The sequence below is a fragment of the Streptomyces sp. NPDC090741 genome (assembly GCF_044769045.1).
Classification (GTDB): domain Bacteria; phylum Actinomycetota; class Actinomycetes; order Streptomycetales; family Streptomycetaceae; genus Streptomyces.
On sequence record NZ_JBIVXF010000020.1, the window covers coordinates 133,405 to 152,814 of the forward strand.

The 19,410-nt window shown below is 70.7% G+C and carries 18 protein-coding genes; 1 reads left to right on the plus strand and 17 read right to left on the minus strand.

What is annotated here, in order from left to right:
* Positions 1–183: 183 nt before the first annotated feature.
* The 12 genes from coaBC to pyrR form a co-directional block, all read right to left on the minus strand.
* Positions 184–1,398, minus strand: a complete 1,215-nt coding sequence (coaBC, locus tag ACIQU4_RS37310; RefSeq protein WP_403740708.1) for a bifunctional phosphopantothenoylcysteine decarboxylase/phosphopantothenate--cysteine ligase CoaBC — start codon at positions 1,396–1,398, stop codon at positions 184–186.
* A gap of 99 nt (positions 1,399–1,497) precedes the next feature.
* A complete protein-coding gene (gene rpoZ, locus ACIQU4_RS37315) occupies positions 1,498–1,770 on the minus strand; it encodes a DNA-directed RNA polymerase subunit omega (protein WP_004948662.1) in 273 nt (90 codons plus the stop codon).
* A gap of 63 nt (positions 1,771–1,833) precedes the next feature.
* Complete coding sequence (gene gmk / locus ACIQU4_RS37320) at positions 1,834–2,397, minus strand: guanylate kinase (RefSeq protein WP_403740711.1); 564 nt, start codon at positions 2,395–2,397, stop codon at positions 1,834–1,836.
* Positions 2,398–2,458: 61 nt separating this feature from the next.
* Entirely contained in the window at positions 2,459–2,782 is a 324-nt protein-coding gene (locus tag ACIQU4_RS37325) for an integration host factor (protein WP_008740406.1), read from the minus strand.
* Positions 2,783–3,082: 300 nt separating this feature from the next.
* Positions 3,083–3,931: an orotidine-5'-phosphate decarboxylase gene (gene pyrF, locus ACIQU4_RS37330; RefSeq protein ID WP_403740714.1), complete on the minus strand. Its 849-nt coding sequence runs from the start codon at positions 3,929–3,931 to the stop codon at positions 3,083–3,085.
* The gene (locus tag ACIQU4_RS37335; protein ID WP_403740717.1) at positions 3,928–5,037 is read right to left on the minus strand and encodes a quinone-dependent dihydroorotate dehydrogenase; all 1,110 of its coding nucleotides are present in this window, start codon (positions 5,035–5,037) and stop codon (positions 3,928–3,930) included. Before ACIQU4_RS37335 ends, pyrF begins: the two co-directional genes overlap by 4 nt.
* Before the next feature lie 156 nt (positions 5,038–5,193).
* Positions 5,194–8,502, minus strand: a complete 3,309-nt coding sequence (gene carB, locus ACIQU4_RS37340) for a carbamoyl-phosphate synthase large subunit (RefSeq protein ID WP_403740720.1) — start codon at positions 8,500–8,502, stop codon at positions 5,194–5,196.
* Complete coding sequence (carA, locus tag ACIQU4_RS37345; RefSeq protein WP_403740722.1) at positions 8,495–9,637, minus strand: glutamine-hydrolyzing carbamoyl-phosphate synthase small subunit; 1,143 nt, start codon at positions 9,635–9,637, stop codon at positions 8,495–8,497. The genes carB and carA overlap by 8 nt, the downstream gene beginning before the upstream one ends.
* Positions 9,634–10,215: a hypothetical protein gene (locus tag ACIQU4_RS37350; protein ID WP_403740724.1), complete on the minus strand. Its 582-nt coding sequence runs from the start codon at positions 10,213–10,215 to the stop codon at positions 9,634–9,636. Before ACIQU4_RS37350 ends, carA begins: the two co-directional genes overlap by 4 nt.
* A complete protein-coding gene (locus ACIQU4_RS37355; RefSeq protein WP_403740727.1) occupies positions 10,212–11,498 on the minus strand; it encodes a dihydroorotase in 1,287 nt (428 codons plus the stop codon). Before ACIQU4_RS37355 ends, ACIQU4_RS37350 begins: the two co-directional genes overlap by 4 nt.
* 2 nt (positions 11,499–11,500) lie before the next feature.
* A complete protein-coding gene (locus ACIQU4_RS37360) occupies positions 11,501–12,490 on the minus strand; it encodes an aspartate carbamoyltransferase catalytic subunit (RefSeq protein ID WP_030157459.1) in 990 nt (329 codons plus the stop codon).
* Positions 12,491–12,635: 145 nt separating this feature from the next.
* Positions 12,636–13,211: a bifunctional pyr operon transcriptional regulator/uracil phosphoribosyltransferase PyrR gene (gene pyrR, locus ACIQU4_RS37365; RefSeq protein ID WP_403740730.1), complete on the minus strand. Its 576-nt coding sequence runs from the start codon at positions 13,209–13,211 to the stop codon at positions 12,636–12,638.
* 240 nt (positions 13,212–13,451) lie between these two features.
* Between pyrR and bldD the strand changes: the two genes are divergently transcribed.
* Positions 13,452–13,952, plus strand: coding sequence for a transcriptional regulator BldD (gene bldD, locus ACIQU4_RS37370; protein WP_007263032.1), 501 nt, complete (start codon positions 13,452–13,454; stop codon positions 13,950–13,952).
* A gap of 358 nt (positions 13,953–14,310) precedes the next feature.
* On the opposite strand, the gene nusB is transcribed toward bldD, so the two are convergent.
* The 5 genes from nusB to ACIQU4_RS37395 form a co-directional block, all read right to left on the minus strand.
* Positions 14,311–14,742, minus strand: a complete 432-nt coding sequence (gene nusB, locus ACIQU4_RS37375; RefSeq protein WP_403740733.1) for a transcription antitermination factor NusB — start codon at positions 14,740–14,742, stop codon at positions 14,311–14,313.
* A gap of 2 nt (positions 14,743–14,744) precedes the next feature.
* On the minus strand, positions 14,745–15,311 hold the full coding sequence (gene efp / locus ACIQU4_RS37380; RefSeq protein ID WP_403740737.1) for an elongation factor P: 567 nt from the start codon (positions 15,309–15,311) through the stop codon (positions 14,745–14,747).
* A 59-nt stretch (positions 15,312–15,370) separates the two neighbouring features.
* Positions 15,371–16,480, minus strand: coding sequence for an aminopeptidase P family protein (locus tag ACIQU4_RS37385; RefSeq protein WP_403740740.1), 1,110 nt, complete (start codon positions 16,478–16,480; stop codon positions 15,371–15,373).
* A gap of 109 nt (positions 16,481–16,589) precedes the next feature.
* Positions 16,590–18,977 (minus strand): ATP-binding cassette domain-containing protein, encoded by a 2,388-nt coding sequence (locus ACIQU4_RS37390; protein ID WP_403740743.1) that lies wholly within the window; start codon positions 18,975–18,977, stop codon positions 16,590–16,592.
* A gap of 61 nt (positions 18,978–19,038) precedes the next feature.
* Positions 19,039–19,395 (minus strand): VOC family protein, encoded by a 357-nt coding sequence (locus tag ACIQU4_RS37395; protein ID WP_403740745.1) that lies wholly within the window; start codon positions 19,393–19,395, stop codon positions 19,039–19,041.
* Positions 19,396–19,410: the final 15 nt, after the last annotated feature.

A 19,410-nucleotide genomic window follows, 5' to 3' on the forward strand; every position in this document is an offset into this window, starting at 1 on the left:
TTGCAGCGGCTGCTGGCTGATCATTTGGCGGAACCACACCGGGGGCTGCGCCCGATCACGTTCCGAGTGTGCAGTTTATCGGTCGCCACCGTTTACCGGACCACCTGTCTCGCCCAATGGGAGCCATGTGACCTGCGGCACTCCATTCTGGCTCATGGAATCGGCTACGAGAAGAGTCGTCGCTCAGGCGCGTCGGGGGGCGAGTCGCGGAGAGACCCGATCCCAAATCGCCTCCGCCAGGGCCTCCTTCGGACCGTAGGGAACCGGGGCCTCCGTCCCATCGGAGGACAGGATGACCGCCTCGTTCTCCTCGGAACCGAAGGTCTTGGCTTCGCCGACCTCGTTCACGACGAGAAGATCACACCCCTTGCGGAGCAGTTTGGCGCGCCCGTTCGCGAGCACGTCGTCCGTTTCGGCGGCGAAACCGACCACGACCTGGCCTTCCCGGGCCCGGTCGGCCGAGATCTCCGCGAGGACGTCGGGGTTGCGCACCAGCTCCACCGGGGCCGGATCCTGCCCGTCCTTCTTCTTGATCTTGCCGCTCGCGTAGGCGGCCGGCCGGAAGTCGGCCACGGCCGCGGCCATCACCACGGCGTCGGCGTCCGCCGCCGCCTTGAGCACGGCCTCACGCAGCTGTACGGCCGTCCCGACCCGTACGACGTCCACCCCGGCCGGGTCGGCCAGGGCGGTGTTGGCCGCGACGAGAGTGACCCGGGCCCCACGGGCGACGGCGGTGCGGGCCAGGGCGTAGCCCTGCTTGCCGGAGGAGCGGTTGCCCAGGAAGCGGACCGGGTCGAGCGGCTCCCGCGTGCCGCCCGCGCTGATCACCACGTGCCGGCCGGCCAGGTCGGGCTCGGCCACCCCGCGCGCCAGGACCCCGCGGCACACCTCGAAGATCTCCTCGGGGTCGGGCAGCCGCCCCTTGCCGGTGTCCTTGCCGGTGAGCCGGCCGACGGCGGGTTCGATGACGACGGCGCCGCGGCGGCGCAGCGTGGCCACGTTCTCCTGGGTGGCGGGGTGCTCCCACATCTCGGTGTGCATGGCGGGGGCGAACACCACCGGGCAGCGCGCGGTGAGCAGCGTATTGGTGAGCAGGTCGTCGGCGAGGCCGTGGGCGGCCTTGGCGAGCATGTCGGCGGTGGCGGGGGCGACGACGACGAGGTCGGCGCTCTGCCCGATGCGGACGTGCGGGACCTCGTGGACGGTCTCCCAGACCTCGGTGCCCGCCGGGTTCCCGGAGAGCGCGGCCCAGGTGGCCTCGCCCACGAAGTTCAGGGACGCCGCCGTGGGGACGACCCGCACCTCGTGCCCGGACTCGGTGAGCCGGCGCAGCAGCTCGCACGCCTTGTACGCGGCGATCCCGCCGCTGACTCCGAGCACGACCTTCGGCTTACCCACCACACACGCCCCTATCGCTGATCGTCGTACGTGTCTATGACACACCACAGGCCCGGCAGATGTTCTGCCGGGCCTGTGGTGAAAGGAATTCTCGGTGCCTTACTGGGCCGGGGCCTCGATGGCCTCGGAGGTCAGCAGACCCGCGTTGATCTCGCGCAGCGCGATCGAAAGCGGCTTCTCGTGGACGTGGGTGTCCACCAGCGGGCCGACGTACTCGAGCAGGCCCTCACCGAGCTGCGAGTAGTACGCGTTGATCTGACGCGCGCGCTTGGCCGCGTAGATCACGAGGCTGTACTTCGAGTCCGTGGCCTCGAGCAGCTCGTCGATCGGCGGGTTGATGATGCCCTCGGGCGCAGTGATGGAAGAGGACACGCTCTACCTTCCGAAGAATGGGTGAATGATCAAGCATTGATCGAAATGAACATCGATCAACGATCAGACAACTTCCATCAAGGCTAGCAGCTCGCGCGCCACGTCCTCGACGGAGGTGTTGACCAGGGTGGTGTCGAACTCGGACTCGGCAGCCAGCTCGACCTTGGCGGTCTCCAGCCTGCGCTGGATGACCTCGGCCGATTCGGTGCCGCGGCCGGTGAGCCGGCGGACCAGCTCGTCCCAGCTCGGCGGCGCGAGGAAGACGAGCTGGGCCTCGGCCATGGACTCGCGGACGAGTCGCGCGCCCTGGAGGTCGATCTCCAGGAGAACGGGCTCGCCGTTCTCCAGTCGTTCCACCACCGCGCCGCGCGGTGTGCCGTAGCGGTTGCCCGCGAATTCGGCCCACTCCAGCAGCTCGCCGTTGGCGATCAGCTTGTCGAACTCGTCGTCGTTGACGAAGAAGTAATGGACTCCGTGTCGCTCACCGGGCCGCGGCTTGCGGGTGGTGGCCGACACCGAGAGCCATACCTCGGGGTGGACCTTGCGCATATGCGCGACGACCGTGCTCTTGCCGACCCCCGAGGGGCCGGAGAGCACGGTCAGCCGCGGACGAACCTCTGCTGCCATAGAGCGATTATCCAGCTTCTCGGGACTGCCTGAGAACGCCGGGAGAACTTCAGGCAACGCGTCAGCCGGCAGGAGTGCCGAACTCACGCTCCAGAGACGCGATCTGGTTGGAACCGAGACCTCGGACACGCCGGGACTCGGAGATGCCGAGGCGCTCCATGATCTGCTTGGCGCGGACCTTGCCCACGCCAGGCAGCGACTCCAGCAGGGCGGAGACCTTCATCTTGCCGATGACGTCGTTCTCCTGGCCCGTCTTGATGACCTCTTGGAGCGAGGCGCCGGAGTGCTTGAGTCGATTCTTCACCTCGGCCCGCTCCCGGCGAGCCGCGGCGGCCTTTTCGAGCGCGGCTGCGCGCTGTTCAGGGGTAAGGGGCGGAAGAGCCACGCCTACGTCACCTCGGATGTCGAACTGTCGGATACGGACCGGCGGGGAGCCCTAGGGCGCCACACCAGGCGAATGCCCGAACAGCGGTGGAACTCGTTCGCTGCTCGTCACTCTGATCGGAGACTAGCGGCCATCACCGCTCCAGTCAGCGAGAACGGACGAAAAGTCCTGGTCAGCCTCCACTGAACCGTACATCACGGACAAACTACCCCGGTTTTGTCCGAGGAAAGACGTTCGATTTTCGTCAGGCCGTACGACGTTCGGTGCGGCCGGACCTCCCGGCGGCGCTCCCGAACGGGCTCAGGCGGAGACCGCGTCGCGGATTTCGTCCGCGAACCGGGTGGCCGAGGCGCGCAGGGCGGCGGCGTCCGGACCGTGCTTCAGCACGCCCCGCGAGACGTTCGGGACCACATTGCGGACGGCCGCGCCGAAGACCGCCGGGAGGTCGGCCGCCGTCGCGCCCTGCGCACCGATGCCGGGGGCCAGCAGCGGACCGTTGATGTCCAGGTCGAAGGAGGACAGGTCGCCGAGCGTGGCGCCGACCACCGCCCCGAAGGAGCCCATCGGGGAAGCACCCGCGTTCTCCGCCGCGAGGTGCCCGAGCATCGTCGCGCCGATCGTGCGGCCGTCCTCGCGCACCGCGCGCTGGACCTCGGCGCCCTCCGGGTTCGAGGTGAGGGCGAGTACGAACAGACCCGTGCCCGAGCGGCGGGCCAGCTCCACCGCCGGCTCCAGCGAGCCGTAGCCCAGGTACGGAGAGACCGTCAGGGCGTCGGAGAACAGCGGGGAGGACGGCGACAGGAAGGTCTCCGCGTACGCGGCCATCGTCGAGCCGATGTCCCCGCGCTTGGCGTCCATCACGACCAGCGTGCCGGCGGCCCGCGCGTCGGCCACGGTCCGCTCCAGCACCGCGATGCCCTTCGAGCCGAAGCGCTCGAAGAACGCCGCCTGCGGCTTGAAGACGGCCACCGAGTCGGCCAGCGCCTCGACGACCGTGCGGGAGAACTTCTCCAGGCCCGCGATGTCGTCGTTCAGGCCCCACGACGAGAGGAGGGCCGCGTGCGGGTCGATGCCCACGCACAGCGGGCCGCGCGCGTCCATCGCCGCGCGCAGGCGGGTGCCGAAGGGGGTCACGGGGGTCTCGGTCACTGCATGGCCTTCCGGGTTTCGGCGCCGACGGCCTCGGCGAGGGTCTCGTACGGGCTGACGGCCAGGCGCGCCGCCAGGCCCTTGTGGATCGCGCGGGCGTAGAACGGGCCCTCGTAGATGAACGCGCTGTACCCCTGGATCAGGGTGGCGCCGGCCAGGATCCGCTGCCAGGCGTCCTCGGCGTTCTCGATGCCCCCGACGCCCACCAGCACCAGGCGGTCGCCCACGCGCGCGTACAGGCGGCGCAGGACCTCCAGGGAGCGCTCCTTGACCGGGGCGCCGGACAGGCCGCCGGTCTCCTTCACCAGGTCCGGGGCGGACTTCAGACCCAGCCCCTCGCGCGCGATGGTGGTGTTGGTCGCGATGATGCCGTCCAGGCCGAGCTCCAGCGCCAGGTCGGCGACCGCGTCCACGTCCGCGTCCGCGAGGTCCGGGGCGATCTTGACGAGCAGCGGGACCCGGCGGTCGGTCACCGTGCGGTCCGCCGCCTCCCGTACGGCCGTCAGGAGCGGGCGCAGGGACTCGGTGGCCTGGAGGTTGCGCAGGCCCGGCGTGTTCGGCGAGGAGACGTTCACGACCAGGTAGTCCGCGTGGCGGGCCAGGCGCTCGGTGGAGGCGACGTAGTCCGCCACCGCCCCCTCCTCCGGCACGACCTTGGTCTTGCCGATGTTGACGCCCACGACGGTGTCGAAGACCGGCACCCGGGCCGCCAGGCGGGCCGCCACGGCCCCCGAGCCCTCGTTGTTGAACCCCATGCGGTTGATCAGCGCGCGGTCCGGCACGAGCCGGAACAGCCGCTTCTTGGGGTTGCCCGGCTGCGCCTGCGCCGTGACCGTGCCGATCTCGATGTGGTCGAAGCCGAGCATCGACATGCCGTCGATGGCGACGGCGTTCTTGTCGAAGCCCGCCGCGAGGCCGAAGGGGCCGTGCATGCGCAGCCCGAGCGCCTCGGTGCGCAGTTCCTTGTACCGCGGGGCCAGGGCCGCGGCGACGAAGGTGCGCAGCACCGGGGTGCGGGCCGCGAGCCGGATCCAGCGGAAGGCCAGGTAGTGGGCCTGCTCCGGGTCCATCCGCTTGAAGACCAGGTTGAAGAAGAGCTTGTACATGTCGAGAAGATCCCTTGTGCGCTCATGACGAGGGGGACACCGATGCGCGTCGCGCATCCGTGTCCCCCTCCTCGTACGGGCTGGCAGGGGGTGTCCGGCGGATCATGGCCGGGCCCGGGGCGCCTGGCGATCCGACCCTGATCCGCCGGACGCCCCCTACTCGCGGGCCGCGGTCAGGTGCTCCGCGTGCTCCTGGAGCGAGCGCACGCCCACGTCGCCGTGGTTGAGCGCGTCGATGCCCTGGACGGCCGCGGCGAGCGCCTGGACCGTGGTCAGGCACGGGACGCCGCGGGCCACGGCCGCCGTGCGGATCTCGTAGCCGTCGAGGCGGCCGCCGGTGCCGTACGGGGTGTTGACGATCAGGTCGACCTGGCCGTCGTGGATGAGCTGGACGATGGTCTTCTCGCCGCCCGGGCCCTCGCCCTCGCTGAGCTTGCGCACGATGGTGGCGTTGATGCCGTTGCGGCGCAGCACCTCGGCGGTGCCGGAGGTGGCCATCAGCTCGAAGCCGTGGGCGACGAGCTCGCGCGCCGGGAAGATCATCGAGCGCTTGTCGCGGTTGGCGACGGAGATGAACGCGCGGCCCTTGGTGGGCAGCGGGCCGTAGGCGCCGGCCTGCGACTTGGCGTACGCCGTGCCGAAGACGGAGTCGATGCCCATGACCTCGCCGGTGGAGCGCATCTCCGGGCCGAGGACGGTGTCGACGCCGCGGCCGTGGATGTCGCGGAAGCGCGACCACGGCATGACGGCCTCCTTGACGGAGATCGGCGCGTCGAGCGGCAGGGTGCCGCCGTCGCCGGTCTTCGGGAGCATGCCCTCTTCGCGCAGTTCGGCGATGGTGGCGCCGAGCGAGATGCGGGCGGCGGCCTTGGCGAGCGGGACCGCGGTCGCCTTCGAGGTGAAGGGGACGGTGCGGGAGGCCCGCGGGTTGGCCTCCAGGACGTAGAGGATGTCACCGGCCATCGCGAACTGGATGTTGATCAGGCCGCGTACGCCGACGCCCTTGGCGATGGCCTCGGTGGAGGCGCGCAGGCGCTTGATGTCGAAGCCGCCGAGGGTGATCGGGGGCAGGGCGCAGGCCGAGTCGCCGGAGTGGATGCCGGCTTCCTCGATGTGCTCCATGACGCCGCCGAGGTAGAGCTCGGTGCCGTCGTACAGGGCGTCGACGTCGATCTCGATGGCGTCGTCGAGGAAGCGGTCGACGAGGACGGGGCGGGTCGGCGAGATCTCGGTGGATTCCGCGATGTACGAGGACAGCCGGTCCTCGTCGTAGACGATCTCCATGCCGCGGCCGCCGAGCACGTACGAGGGGCGTACGAGGACCGGGTAGCCGATCTCGTCGGCGATGGCCTTCGCGCCCGCGAACGTGGTGGCGGTGCCGTGCTTGGGGGCCGGCAGGCCGGCCTCGGCGAGGACCTGGCCGAACGCGCCGCGGTCCTCGGCGGCGTGGATGGCCTCCGGCGGGGTGCCGACGACCGGGACGCCGTTGTCCTTGAGCGCCTGGGCGAGGCCGAGGGGGGTCTGGCCGCCGAGCTGGACGATGACGCCGGCGATGGGGCCGGCCAGCGACTCGGCGTGGACGATCTCCAGCACGTCTTCGAGCGTGAGCGGCTCGAAGTACAGGCGGTCGGAGGTGTCGTAGTCCGTCGAGACGGTCTCCGGGTTGCAGTTGACCATCACGGTCTCGTAGCCGGCGTCGCTGAGGGCGAAGGAGGCGTGGACGCAGGAGTAGTCGAACTCGATGCCCTGGCCGATGCGGTTCGGGCCGGAGCCCAGGATGATCACCGCGGGCTTCTCGCGGGGCGCGACCTCGCTCTCCTCGTCGTACGAGGAGTAGAAGTACGGGGTCTTCGCGGCGAACTCGGCGGCGCAGGTGTCGACCGTCTTGTAGACCGGGCGGACGCCCAGCGCGTGGCGGACCTCGCGGACGACGTCCTCGCGCAGGCCGCGGATCTCGGCGATCTGGGCGTCGGAGAAGCCGTGGCGCTTGGCCTCGGCGAGCAGCTCGGGGTGGAGCTTCTCGGCGGCGGCCAGCTCGTCGGCGATCTCCTTGATCAGGAAGAGCTGGTCGACGAACCAGGGGTCGATCTTCGTGGACTCGAAGACCTCTTCCTGGGTGGCGCCGGCGCGGATGGCCTGCATGACGGTGTTGATGCGGCCGTCGGTGGGGCGGACGGCGGTGGCGAGGAGTTCTTCCTTGTCGCCGACCGGGCCGACGAAGGTGAACTGCGAGCCCTTCTTCTCCAGGGAGCGCAGGGCCTTCTGGAGGGCCTCGGTGAAGTTGCGGCCGATGGCCATGGCCTCGCCCACCGACTTCATGGTGGTGGTGAGGGTGGCGTCGGCGAGCGGGAACTTCTCGAAGGCGAAGCGCGGGGCCTTGACCACGACGTAGTCGAGGGACGGCTCGAAGGAGGCCGGCGTCTTCTCGGTGATGTCGTTGGGTACCTCGTCGAGGGTGTACCCGATGGCCAGCTTGGCGGCGATCTTGGCGATCGGGAAGCCGGTGGCCTTCGACGCGAGCGCCGAGGAGCGCGAGACGCGCGGGTTCATCTCGATGACGATGACGCGGCCGTCGACCGGGTCGATCGCGAACTGGATGTTGCAGCCGCCGGTGTCGACGCCGACCTCGCGGATGATCGCGATGCCGATGTCGCGCAGCCGCTGGTACTCGCGGTCGGTCAGGGTCATGGCCGGGGCGACGGTGATGGAGTCGCCGGTGTGGACGCCCATCGGGTCGAAGTTCTCGATGGAGCAGACGACGACCACGTTGTCCTTGGTGTCGCGCATCAGCTCCAGCTCGTACTCCTTCCAGCCGAGGATGGACTCCTCCAGGAGCACCTCGGTGGTCGGGGAGAGCATGAGGCCCTGGCCGGCGATGCGGCGCAGCTCTTCCTCGTCGTGGGCGAAGCCGGAGCCGGCGCCGCCCATGGTGAAGGAGGGGCGGACGACGACGGGGTAGCCGCCGAGCGTCTCGACGCCCGCCAGGATGTCGTCCATGGAGTGGCAGATGACCGAGCGGGCGGACTCGCCGTAGCCGATCTTGGCCTTCACGGCCTCGACGACGCCCTTGAAGAGGTCGCGGTCCTCGCCCTTGTTGATGGCCTCGACGTTGGCGCCGATGAGCTCGACGCCGTACTTCTCCAGCACACCCTGCTCGTGCATGGAGATGGCGGTGTTGAGCGCGGTCTGGCCGCCGAGGGTCGGGAGCAGCGCGTCGGGGCGCTCCTTCGCGATGATCTTCTCGACGAACTCGGGGGTGATCGGCTCGACGTACGTGGCGTCGGCGATCTCCGGGTCGGTCATGATCGTCGCGGGGTTGGAGTTCACCAGGATGACCCGCAGGCCCTCGGCCTTGAGGATGCGGCAGGCCTGGGTGCCGGAGTAGTCGAACTCGGCGGCCTGTCCGATGACGATCGGGCCGGAGCCGATGACCAGGACGGACTGGATGTCGGTGCGCTTAGGCACGCTCGGCCTCCATCAGAGATACGAAGCGGTCGAAGAGGTACGCGGCGTCGTGCGGGCCGGCGGCCGCTTCGGGGTGGTACTGGACGGAGAAGGCCGGCTGGTCGAGCAGCCGGAGGCCTTCCACGACGTTGTCGTTGAGGCAGACGTGCGAGACCTCGGCGCGGCCGTAGGGGGTCTCGGACACCTTGTCGAGGGGCGCGTCCACGGCGAAGCCGTGGTTGTGCGCGGTGACCTCGACCTTGCCGGTGGTGCGGTCCTGCACCGGCTGGTTGATGCCGCGGTGGCCGTACTTCAGCTTGTACGTGCCGAAGCCCAGCGCGCGGCCCAGGATCTGGTTGCCGAAGCAGATGCCGAAGAGCGGGGTCTTGCGCTCCAGGACGCTCTGCATGACGGCGACGGGGCCGTCGGCGGTGGCCGGGTCGCCCGGGCCGTTGGAGAAGAACACGCCGTCCGGGTCGACCGCGTACACGTCCTCGACGGTGGCGGTGGCGGGCAGCACGTGCACCTCGATGCCGCGCTCGGCCATCCGGTGCGGGGTCATGCCCTTGATGCCGAGGTCCACGGCGGCGACGGTGAACTTCTTCTCACCGATGGCGGGGACGACGTACGTCTCCTTGGTGGCGACCTCGGCGGAGAGGTCGGCGCCCTTCATCTGCGGCGCGGCCTGGACCTTGGCCAGCAGGTCCGCGTCGGCGGCGATGCTCTCGCCGGAGAAGATGCCGACGCGCATGGCGCCGCGCTCGCGCAGGTGGCGGGTCAGCGCGCGGGTGTCGATGCCGCAGATGCCGACGACGCCCTGCTTGACCAGCTCCTCGTCCAGCGAGCGCTGCGAGCGCCAGTTGGACGGGACGCGGGCGGGGTCGCGTACGACGTACCCGGCGACCCAGATGCGGGAGGACTCGGGGTCCTCGTCGTTGACGCCGGTGTTGCCCACGTGCGGGGCGGTCATCACGACGACCTGCCGGTGGTACGACGGGTCGGTGAGGGTCTCCTGGTAGCCGGTCATGCCGGTGGAGAACACGGCCTCGCCGAAGGTCTCCCCCACAGCGCCGTAGGCGCGGCCGCGGAAGATCCGACCGTCCTCCAGGACGAGTACGGCGGGAGCTTTGGCTGCTCCCCTGGTGGAGGTCGTCATCGTTCGGCGCCTTCCGTCGTGATGGATTGGTTCATGAGATTGATGGCTTCGACCCAGGCGGCGTGTTCGGCCGCGCGGTCGGAGCGGAATCCGGAGTCGATCAGCTTGTCGCCGTGCGCCCACGTGACGACGAGGAGACCGCCCTCGGTGAGTACCTTGCCCGCGATTCCCTTGTCGAGGCGGGCGCCGCGCAGCTGCGCGGCCGGTACGTAGAAATCGGTGGCACCCGGACGGACCACGTCGAGGCCCGCGTCGGTGAGCGTGAGCTCGACCCGGCTGCGCACCCCCAGGCCGTGGGCGACGATCCGGTCGAGCCACTGCCCGGCGGTGGTGGACCCGTGGTACCGGCCGGTCAGGGCCATCCGGTGCTCGGGGAGGCCGCCGGGGGCGGCGGGCAGCTCCGGCAGATCGCTCTGCAGGGCGCCGCGCCATTTCCAGCCCTGCCGCATCAGCCAGTACACGAACGCGATGAAGACGAGCAGACCGACCACCCACGCGATGCGTGCGCCCCAGTCCGTCACCTCCGCCGACCGTCGCTCGGCAGCCTCTGCGGCCAGTTGGATTACTGCAGGTGTCACGCCAGATTCCCGTCCACGACCGTTGCCCGGCCCCGCAGGAAGGTGTGAGTGACGCGTCCCGGCAGCTCACGGCCCTCGTAAGGCGTGTTGCGGCTGCGGGAGGCGAAGTGTGCGGGGTCCACGGCACCACGGTACGAGGTATCGACCAAGGTCAGGTTCGCGGGTTCACCTGCCGAGACGGGGCGGCCGTGGTTGTCCAGGCTGCCGATCCGCGCCGGGGCGAAGGACATGCGCTCGGCGACGCCCGCCCAGTCGAGCAGTCCGGTCTCCACCATCGTCTGCTGGACGACGGAGAGCGCGGTCTCCAGGCCGACCATGCCCATGGCGGCGGCGGCCCACTCGCAGTCCTTGTCCTCGTGCGGGTGCGGGGCGTGGTCGGTGGCGACGATGTCGATCGTGCCGTCGGCGAGCGCCTCGCGCAGGGCCATGACGTCGCGCTCGGTGCGCAGCGGCGGGTTGACCTTGTAGACCGCGTTGTACGAGCGGACCAGCTCCTCGGTGAGGAGCAGGTGGTGCGGGGTGACCTCGGCGGTGACGTCGATGCCGCGGGACTTGGCCCAGCGGACGATCTCGACGGAGCCGGCCGTGGAGAGGTGGCAGATGTGCACGCGGGAGCCGACGTGCTCGGCGAGGAGGACGTCGCGGGCGATGATCGACTCCTCGGCGACGGCCGGCCAGCCGCCGAGGCCCAGCTCGGCGGAGACGACGCCCTCGTTCATCTGGGCGCCCTCGGTCAGGCGGGGCTCCTGGGCGTGCTGGGCGACGACGCCGCCGAAGGCCTTCACGTACTCCAGGGCGCGGCGCATGATCACGGCGTCGTCGACGCACTTGCCGTCGTCGGAGAAGACGGTGACGCGGGCGGCGGAGTCGTGCATGGCGCCCAGCTCGGAGAGCTGCTTGCCCTCCAGGCCGACGGTGACGGCGCCGATGGGCTGCACGTCGCAGTAGCCGGACTCCTTGCCGAGGCGCCAGACCTGCTCGACGACGCCGGCGGTGTCGGCGACGGGGAAGGTGTTCGCCATGGCGAAGACGGCGGTGTAGCCGCCGGAGGCGGCGGCGCGGGTGCCGGTCAGGACGGTCTCGGAGTCCTCGCGGCCGGGCTCGCGCAGGTGGGTGTGCAGGTCGACGAGGCCGGGGAGGAGGACCTGGCCCTCGGCCTCGATGACGGTCGCGCCCTCGGCGGACAGGTTCTGTCCGACCTCGGCGATGGTCTCGCCGTCGATCAGGACGTCCTGCGCCTCGCCACCGAGTACCTTCGCCCCACGGATCAGGATCTTGCTCATCTTTACTTGCTCTCCTCGATACGGGGCGTGCTGGTGGTGGTGACGGCCGGCTCGGAGCCTCCGAGCAGCAGGTACAGGACGGCCATCCGGGTGGAGACGCCGTTGGCGACCTGCTCGACGGCCGTGCAGCGGTCGGAGTCGGCGACCTCGGCGGTGATCTCCATGCCCCGGTTCATCGGGCCGGGGTGCATGACGATGGCGTGCTCGGGCATCTTGGCCATGCGGTCGCCGTCGAGCCCGTACCGGCGGGAGTACTCGCGCTCGGTCGGGAAGAAGGCGGCGTTCATGCGTTCGCGCTGCACACGCAGCATCATGACCGCGTCGGACTTCGGCAGCACGTCGTCGAGGCTGTACGAGACCTCGCAGGGCCAGCTCTCGACGCCGATCGGGACCAGGGTGGGCGGGGCCACCACGGTGACCTCGGCGCCGAGCGTGTGCAGCAGCTGCACGTTGGAGCGGGCCACGCGGCTGTGCAGGACGTCGCCGACGATGGTGATGCGGCGGCCGTTCAGGTCCTTGCCGAGGCCGGCGTCGCGGCCGACCAGGCGGCGGCGCATGGTGAAGGCGTCCAGCAGGGCCTGGGTGGGGTGCTCGTGGGTGCCGTCGCCGGCGTTGACGACGGCGGAGTCGATCCAGCCGGAGGTCGCGAGCCGGTAGGGGGCGCCGGAGGCGTGGTGGCGGATGACGACGGCGTCGGCGCCCATGGCCTCCAGGGTCAGCGCGGTGTCCTTGAGGGATTCGCCCTTGGAGACCGAGGAGCCCTTGGCGGAGAAGTTGATGACGTCGGCGGACAGTCGCTTGGCGGCCGCTTCGAAGGAGATCCGGGTGCGGGTCGAGTCCTCGAAGAAGAGGTTGACGACGGTGAGGCCGCGCAGGGTGGGCAGCTTCTTGATCGGCCGGTCCGCGACGCGTGCCATCTCCTCGGCGGTGTCGAGGATGAGGACGGCGTCGTCGCGCGTGAGATCGGCGGCCGAGATGAGGTGGCGCTTCATCAGGGTGCTCCGTTTGTCGATGAGGTCAGAGCGGCGGGGAGGGCAGGGCGGGCGGGGAGGCCCGGGCCGCGGACGGGGTGGGAGTGCGGCCCGGCGGGCAGGCTCGCGCACGGGCCCCCGCGTTCGGGGCCCTCACTCGTACGGGCTACTGCCCGGCTCCGGCGGCCGTGTCGGTCCGCTGGCCGAGCAGCACGGCGTCTCGGCCGTCCTCCTCCTGGAGCTGGACCTTGACGGTCTCCCGCAGCGACGTGGGGAGGTTCTTGCCGACGTAGTCGGCGCGGATCGGCAGCTCGCGGTGGCCGCGGTCGACGAGGACCGCGAGCTGCACGGCGCGGGGGCGGCCGAGGTCGCCCAGCGCGTCGAGGGCGGCTCTGATGGTGCGGCCGGAGAAGAGCACGTCGTCGACGAGGACGACGAGGCGTCCGTCGATGTCGTCGCCGGGGATCTCGGTGCGGCCGATCGTGCGGGCGGGCTTCAGCCGCAGATCGTCGCGGTACATGGTGATGTCGAGGGATCCGACCGGGATCTTCGTGCCGGTGATCTCTTCGAGCTTGGCGGCCAGCCGGCGGGCGAGGTACACACCGCGGGTGGGAATGCCGAGGAGCACCACATCGTCGGCGCCCTTGGCGCGTTCGACGATCTCGTGGGCGATGCGGGTCAGTACCCGCGCGATGTCCTGCGCCTCCAGAACGGGGCGCGCATCGCTCTGCTGAGCGTCCATGAAAGGACCTCCTTCTCCGCCTCACGGGACGGTTCTTAAAGGACGTCTGGCTGTACGGCCTCCACGGTACCAGGGGCCCGGCCCCACACCCGCACCGGGCTCGGAGCAGGCCGCTCGAAGAGGGGCCGCCAAGACCATTCGGCTTGACGCATCCAAGTAACGCTGCGTAACCTCACAGTGAGTTACCAGCCGCGCGGCGGTGCCGCACGTGGTCATGTCGTCACAGCGTCCGGGAGCGTTATGTCCAGCGAATACGCCAAACAGCTCGGGGCCAAGCTCCGCGCCATCCGCACCCAGCAGGGCCTCTCCCTCCATGGTGTCGAGGAGAAGTCCCAGGGCCGGTGGAAGGCCGTGGTGGTCGGGTCGTACGAGCGCGGGGACCGCGCCGTGACCGTCCAGCGCCTCGCCGAGCTGGCGGACTTCTACGGGGTTCCGGTGCAGGAGCTGCTGCCGGGCACGACTCCGGGCGGGGCCGCCGAGCCGCCGCCGAAGCTGCGCCTCGACCTGGAGCGCCTCGCGGGCGTGCCCGCCGAGAAGGCCGGCCCGCTGCAGCGGTACGCCGCCACCATCCAGAGCCAGCGCGGGGACTACAACGGCAAGGTGCTGTCGATCCGCCAGGACGACCTGCGCACCCTGGCCGTCATCTACGACCAGTCCCCCTCGGTCCTGACCGAGCAGCTGATCAGCTGGGGCGTGCTCGACGCGGATGCGCGTCGCGCCGTGGCGCACGAGGACATCTAGTCCCCGCGCCCAGGACCAGCAGAAACGTTACCGGCGTGGGGGGGGGGGGGGGGGGGGGGGGGGGCCGCCCGCCCCCGGGGGGGGGGGGGGGGGGGGGGGGGGGGGGGCCGGGGCCGGCGCCCCCCCCCCCCCCGGGCCCCGGGGCGGCCGCCGCGGCCCCCCCCCCCCGCCCCCCCCCCCCCCCCCCCCCCCCCCCCCCCGGGCGGGGGGGGGGGGGGGCGGGGGGGGCCCCCCCCCCCCCACGCCGGTTTTCGCGACCGGTGCTTTCGCGTACCGGTACGCGGCGGCTCCCCGGAACGGACGGAGGGCCCGCAGCGCGTGCGCTGCGGGCCCTGCCGTTCTCGCCGAACCACGTGGGCTACTCGCCCCGGCGCAGACTCGGCTTCAGGTCCTTGAAGCGGGCCAGCAGCCCGTTCACGAACGAGGGGGACTCGTCCGTCGAGAACTCCTTGGCCAGCTGGACAGCCTCGTCGATGGCCACGGCGTCCGGGGTGTCGTCCACCCAGATCAGCTCGTAGGCACCGAGCCGCAGGATGTTCCGGTCGGCGACCGGCATGCGGTCGAGGTCCCAGTCCACGGAGTAGGTGACGATCAGGTCGTCGATGCGGTTCACCTTGTCGGCGTATCCCTCGACGAGATCCATCGTGAAGGCGCTGACGGGCGGCTGCCGGTCGTCGGACCGCGCGTGGCGGATCCAGTCCGCGAGGACCTCGCGCACGGGCACCCCGCGCTGGTCGGCCTCGAACAGGATCTGGAAGGCGCGCTTGCGTGCGTTGCTGCGGGCAGCCACGGTTAGCTGTTCACCCGGCCGAGGTAGTCGGAGGTACGGGTGTCGACCTTGACCTTCTCGCCGGTGGTGACGAAGAGCGGGACCTGGATCTCGTAACCGGTCTCCAGCTTGGCGGGCTTGGTGCCACCGGTGGAGCGGTCGCCCTGGACGCCCGGGTCGGTGTGCTCGATGACCAGCTCGACGGCGGCCGGGAGCTCGACGTAGAGCACCTCGCCGTCGTGCTGGGCGACCGAGGCGGTGAAGCCCTCGATGAGGAAGTTGGCGGCGTCGCCGACCGCCTTCTTGTCGACCATCAGCTGGTCGAAGGTGCCCATGTCCATGAAGACGAAGTAGTCGCCGTCCATGTACGAGAACTGCATGTCGCGGCGGTCGATGGTGGCCGTCTCGACCTTCGTGCCGGCGTTGAACGTCTTGTCGACGACCTTGCCGGAGAGCACGTGCTTGAGCTTGGTGCGCACGAAGGCCGGGCCCTTGCCGGGCTTGACGTGCTGGAACTCGACGACGGACCAGAGCTGGCCGCCGTCGAGCTTGAGCACCATGCCGTTCTTGAGGTCGTTCGTGGAAGCCACGGTTGCGGAATCTCCTGCACTGGAAGACCACGGGTGCGCGCACAGTCCGCCGCGGCGGACTAGAGCGCGAGCAGCTCCTTGGTCGTAATGGTGAGTAGCTCGGGACCGCCGTCCGCCTCGGGGCGCACGACGAGCGTGTCATCGATCCGGACACCTCCCCGGCCCGGGAGGTGAACCCCCGGTTCGACGGTGACCGGCACGCAAGCGTCCAGTTTACCCATTGCCGTAGGTGCAAGCTGCGGGTCCTCGTCGATTTCGAGGCCGACGCCGTGTCCGGTCGACGGAGCGATGGCCTCACCATGGCCCGCGGAGTCCAGTACGGAGCGCGCCGCGCGGTCGACTTCGCGGTACGCGGCACCGGGCAGGAGCGCCTCCCGGCCCGCCCGCTGAGCCGCGAAAACAAGATCGTAGAGCTCGATCTGCCAGTCGGCCGGGCTGGTGCCGATCACGAAGGTCCGGCCGATCTCGCAGCGGTAGCCGCGGTAGTTGGCTCCGAGGCAGACGGAGAGGAAGTCTCCCTCCTCCACCCTGCGGTCGGAGGGCCGGTGCCGGGAGCGGCCGGAGTTCGGCCCGGTGCCGACGGAGGTCTGGAACGCGGGCCCGTCGGCGCCGTGGTCCACGAGACGGCGCTCCAGCTCCAGGGCGAGGTGGCGCTCGGTCCGGCCCACCAGGATCGACTCCAGCAGCTCACCGAGGGCCTGGTCGGCGATCTCCGCGGCGATCCGCAGGCAGGCGATCTCCTCCTCGTCCTTCACGAGGCGCTGCAGCTCCACGGTGGTCCCCAGGTCCACGAGCCGCAGCTTGGGCGCGACCGAGCGCAGGGCGCGGTGGCGGGCGACGGTGAGGTGGTGCTCCTCGACGGCCAGCGACTCGACGCGCAGCGAACCGGCCATGTCCCCGGCCGCGACGGCCGCGTCACTGCCGGGGCCGGCCAGTACGGAGAGCCTGAGCCGCTCGTCGAGGCGCCCCTCGTCGGCTTCGCCGGTGGGCGGGCCGACGGTGAACAGCATGTCCTCGCCGTCCGGCCCGACGAGCAGCACGGCGGACGGCGGGGACGCCCCGGTGAGGTAGCGGACGTTCGCCGGACGCGTGATCAGTGCGGCGGCGTTCCCCGCGGCGGCACAGCGGTCGCGAAGCAGGCCCCGGCGGGCCGCGTACACGTCTGACATGTCTTCGAGCGTACGAGCGCCCCGCGCATCCGGCCTGGCGAGCACACCCGTACGGGGCCCGGTCCGGCGGCGGCTGCGGCCGCCGGGCCCGGGCCGGGCCGCGCCCGCGTCAGCCGCCCACGTACGCCGCGAGGTGCTCGCCGGTGAGGGTGGCGCGCTTGGCGACGAGCTCGGCGGGGGTGCCCTCGAAGACGATCCGGCCGCCGTCGTGGCCCGCGCCGGGCCCGAGGTCGATGATCCAGTCGGCGTGCGCCATGACCGCCTGGTGGTGCTCGACGACGATCACCGACTTTCCGGAGTCGACGAGCCGGTCGAGCAGGCCCAGCAGGTGTTCGACGTCGGCGAGGTGCAGGCCGGCCGTCGGCTCGTCGAGGACGTAGACCCCGCCCTTCTCGGCCATGTGGGTCGCCAGCTTCAGCCGCTGGCGCTCGCCGCCGGAGAGGGTCGTGAGCGGCTGGCCGATGGCGAGGTACCCGAGGCCGACGTCGGCGAGGCGCGCGACGATGCGGTGCGCGGCGGGGAGGTGCCCGTCCCCCGACCCGAAGAACGCCTCGGCCTCGGTCACCGACATCGCGAGGACCTCGCTGATGTCACGGCCGCCGAAGTGGTAATCGAGGACCGAGGAGTCGAACCGCCTGCCCTCGCACTCCTCGCAGGTGGTGGCGACCCCGGCCATCATCGCCAGGTCGGTGTAGATGACCCCGGCGCCGTTGCAGGTCGGGCAGGCGCCCTCGGAGTTGGCGCTGAACAGGGCCGGCTTCACGTCGTTGGCCTTGGCGAACGCCTTGCGGATCGGGTCGAGCAGTCCGGTGTACGTCGCCGGGTTGCTGCGCCGGGACCCCTTGATGGCGCCCTGGTCGACCGACACCACGCCCTCGCCCGCGGCCCCCGGCTTTCGGGGCAGTGAGCCGTGCACGAGCGAGCTCTTGCCGGAGCCCGCGACACCCGTGACGACGGTGAGCACTCCGAGCGGGATGTCCACGTCGACGTCGCGGAGGTTGTGGGTACTGGCCCCGCGGATCTCCAGCGTGCCGGTGGGCCTGCGCACGCCGTCCTTGACGGAGGCCCGGTCGTCGAAGTGCCGGCCGGTGATGGTGCCGCCGGTCCGCAGCCCCTCGACGGTGCCCTCGAAGCAGACGGTGCCACCGCCCGAACCGGCGCCGGGGCCGAGGTCGACGACGTGGTCGGCGATCGCGATCGTCTCCGGCTTGTGCTCCACGACGAGCACCGTGTTGCCCTTGTCCCGCAGCCGCAGCAGGAGGCTGTTCATCCGCTGGATGTCGTGCGGGTGCAGGCCGGTGGTGGGCTCGTCGAAGACGTACGTGACGTCGGTGAGCGAGGAGCCGAGGTGGCGGATCATCTTGACGCGCTGCGCCTCGCCGCCCGACAGCGTGCCCGACGCGCGGTCGAGCGAGAGGTAGCCGAGACCGATCTCGACGAACGAGTCGAGGGTCTCCAGCAGCGTCGCGAGCAGCGGCGCCACCGAGGGCTCGTCCAGGTCCCGGACCCATTCGGCCAGGTCCCGGATCTCCATCGCGCACAGGTCGGCGATGTTCTTCCGCTTGATCTTCGAGGAGCGCGCGCCCTCGTTCAGGCGGGTGCCCGCGCAGTCGGGGCAGGTGGTGAAGGTGACCGCCCGCTCCACGAACGCCCGGATGTGCGGCTGCATGGACTCCGTGTCCTTGGACAGCATCGACTTCTGGACGCGCGGGATCAGGCCCTCGTACGTCATGTTGATGCCCGCGATCTTCATGCGGGTCGGCTCGCGGTGCAGGAGGTCCTGCAGTTCCTTCTTGGTGTACTTGCTGATCGGCTTGTCCGGGTCGAAGAAGCCCGACTCGGTGTAGAGGCGGGAGTTCCAGCCGCCCCCGGTGTACCCGGGGATCGTGAACGCGCCCTCGTTCAGCGACTTGGTGTCGTCGTAGAGCTGCGTGAGGTCGATGTCGGTGACCGCGCCGCGGCCCTCGCAGCGCGGGCACATGCCGCCGGTGATGCTGAAGCTGCGCTTCTCCTTGACCTCCTGCCCGCCGCGCCGGACGGTGACCGCGCCGGCCCCGCTGATCGAGGCGACGTTGAAGGAGAACGCCTTGGCCGAGCCGATGTGCGGCGTGCCGAGCCGGCTGAAGAGGATGCGCAGCATGGCGTTGACATCGGTGGCGGTGCCCACCGTGGAGCGCGGGTCACCGCCCATCCGCCGCTGGTCGACGGTGATCGCGGTGGTCAGACCGTCGAGTACGTCGACCTCGGGCCGGGCCAGCGTCGGCATGAACCCCTGGACGAAGGCGCTGTACGTCTCGTTGATCAGCCGCTGCGACTCGGCGGCGATCGTGTCGAACACCAGCGAGCTCTTGCCCGAGCCGGAGACACCGGTGAACACCGTCAGGCGGCGCTTGGGGATCTCGATGCTGACGTCCTTGAGGTTGTTCACCCGCGCGCCGTGCACGCGGATCAGGTCGTGGCTGTCGGCATCGTGCAGCGCGGGCCTGGCCATGCTCATCGTGTCTCCGTCTGTCGGGTCGGGCAGCCTGGCTCGATCTAACCAGCTGTGCGGGGCGCGCTCACCGGTCCTGGAGCAGCCCGAGGACGTTGCCGTCGGGGTCGGTGAAGGTGGCCACGAGGCGGCCGCCGCCGACGTCGCGCACGGGGTCCTTGAGCTTGCCCCCGGCGGCGGTCACCTCGGCGAGCTTGGCCTCGATGTCCGGCACGTGCCAGTGGGCCACGGGCCCGGCCATGCCCTGCGCCGCGCCGCCGGGCACGAGCCCGATCTGCTGGCCGGCGACCTCGTAGCCCACGTAGTACGGCTCGTCGGCCGTCGGCGCGACGCCGAGCAGCGCGGTGTACACGTCCTTGGCGGCGGCCAGGTCGGAGACGGGGTGCAGGACGGTCTTGATTCCCTGGGTGGGAGAGGTGGTCATGATCACTCCTGAAGC

Coding starts and splice junctions, on each gene's coding strand:
- pyrR (WP_403740730.1), bottom strand. CDS start 13,211: ATGGACGCTCAGCAGAGCGATGCGCGCCCCGTTCTGGAGGCGCAGGAC.
- carA (WP_403740722.1), bottom strand. CDS start 9,637: ATGACGACCTCCACCAGGGGAGCAGCCAAAGCTCCCGCCGTACTCGTC.
- ACIQU4_RS37355 (WP_403740727.1), bottom strand. CDS start 11,498: ATGAGCAAGATCCTGATCCGTGGGGCGAAGGTACTCGGTGGCGAGGCG.
- gmk (WP_403740711.1), bottom strand. CDS start 2,397: ATGGCAGCAGAGGTTCGTCCGCGGCTGACCGTGCTCTCCGGCCCCTCG.
- ACIQU4_RS37395 (WP_403740745.1), bottom strand. CDS start 19,395: ATGACCACCTCTCCCACCCAGGGAATCAAGACCGTCCTGCACCCCGTC.
- ACIQU4_RS37335 (WP_403740717.1), bottom strand. CDS start 5,037: ATGTACAAGCTCTTCTTCAACCTGGTCTTCAAGCGGATGGACCCGGAG.
- ACIQU4_RS37390 (WP_403740743.1), bottom strand. CDS start 18,977: ATGAGCATGGCCAGGCCCGCGCTGCACGATGCCGACAGCCACGACCTG.
- bldD (WP_007263032.1), top strand. CDS start 13,452: ATGTCCAGCGAATACGCCAAACAGCTCGGGGCCAAGCTCCGCGCCATC.
- ACIQU4_RS37360 (WP_030157459.1), bottom strand. CDS start 12,490: ATGAAGCGCCACCTCATCTCGGCCGCCGATCTCACGCGCGACGACGCC.
- ACIQU4_RS37385 (WP_403740740.1), bottom strand. CDS start 16,480: ATGTCAGACGTGTACGCGGCCCGCCGGGGCCTGCTTCGCGACCGCTGT.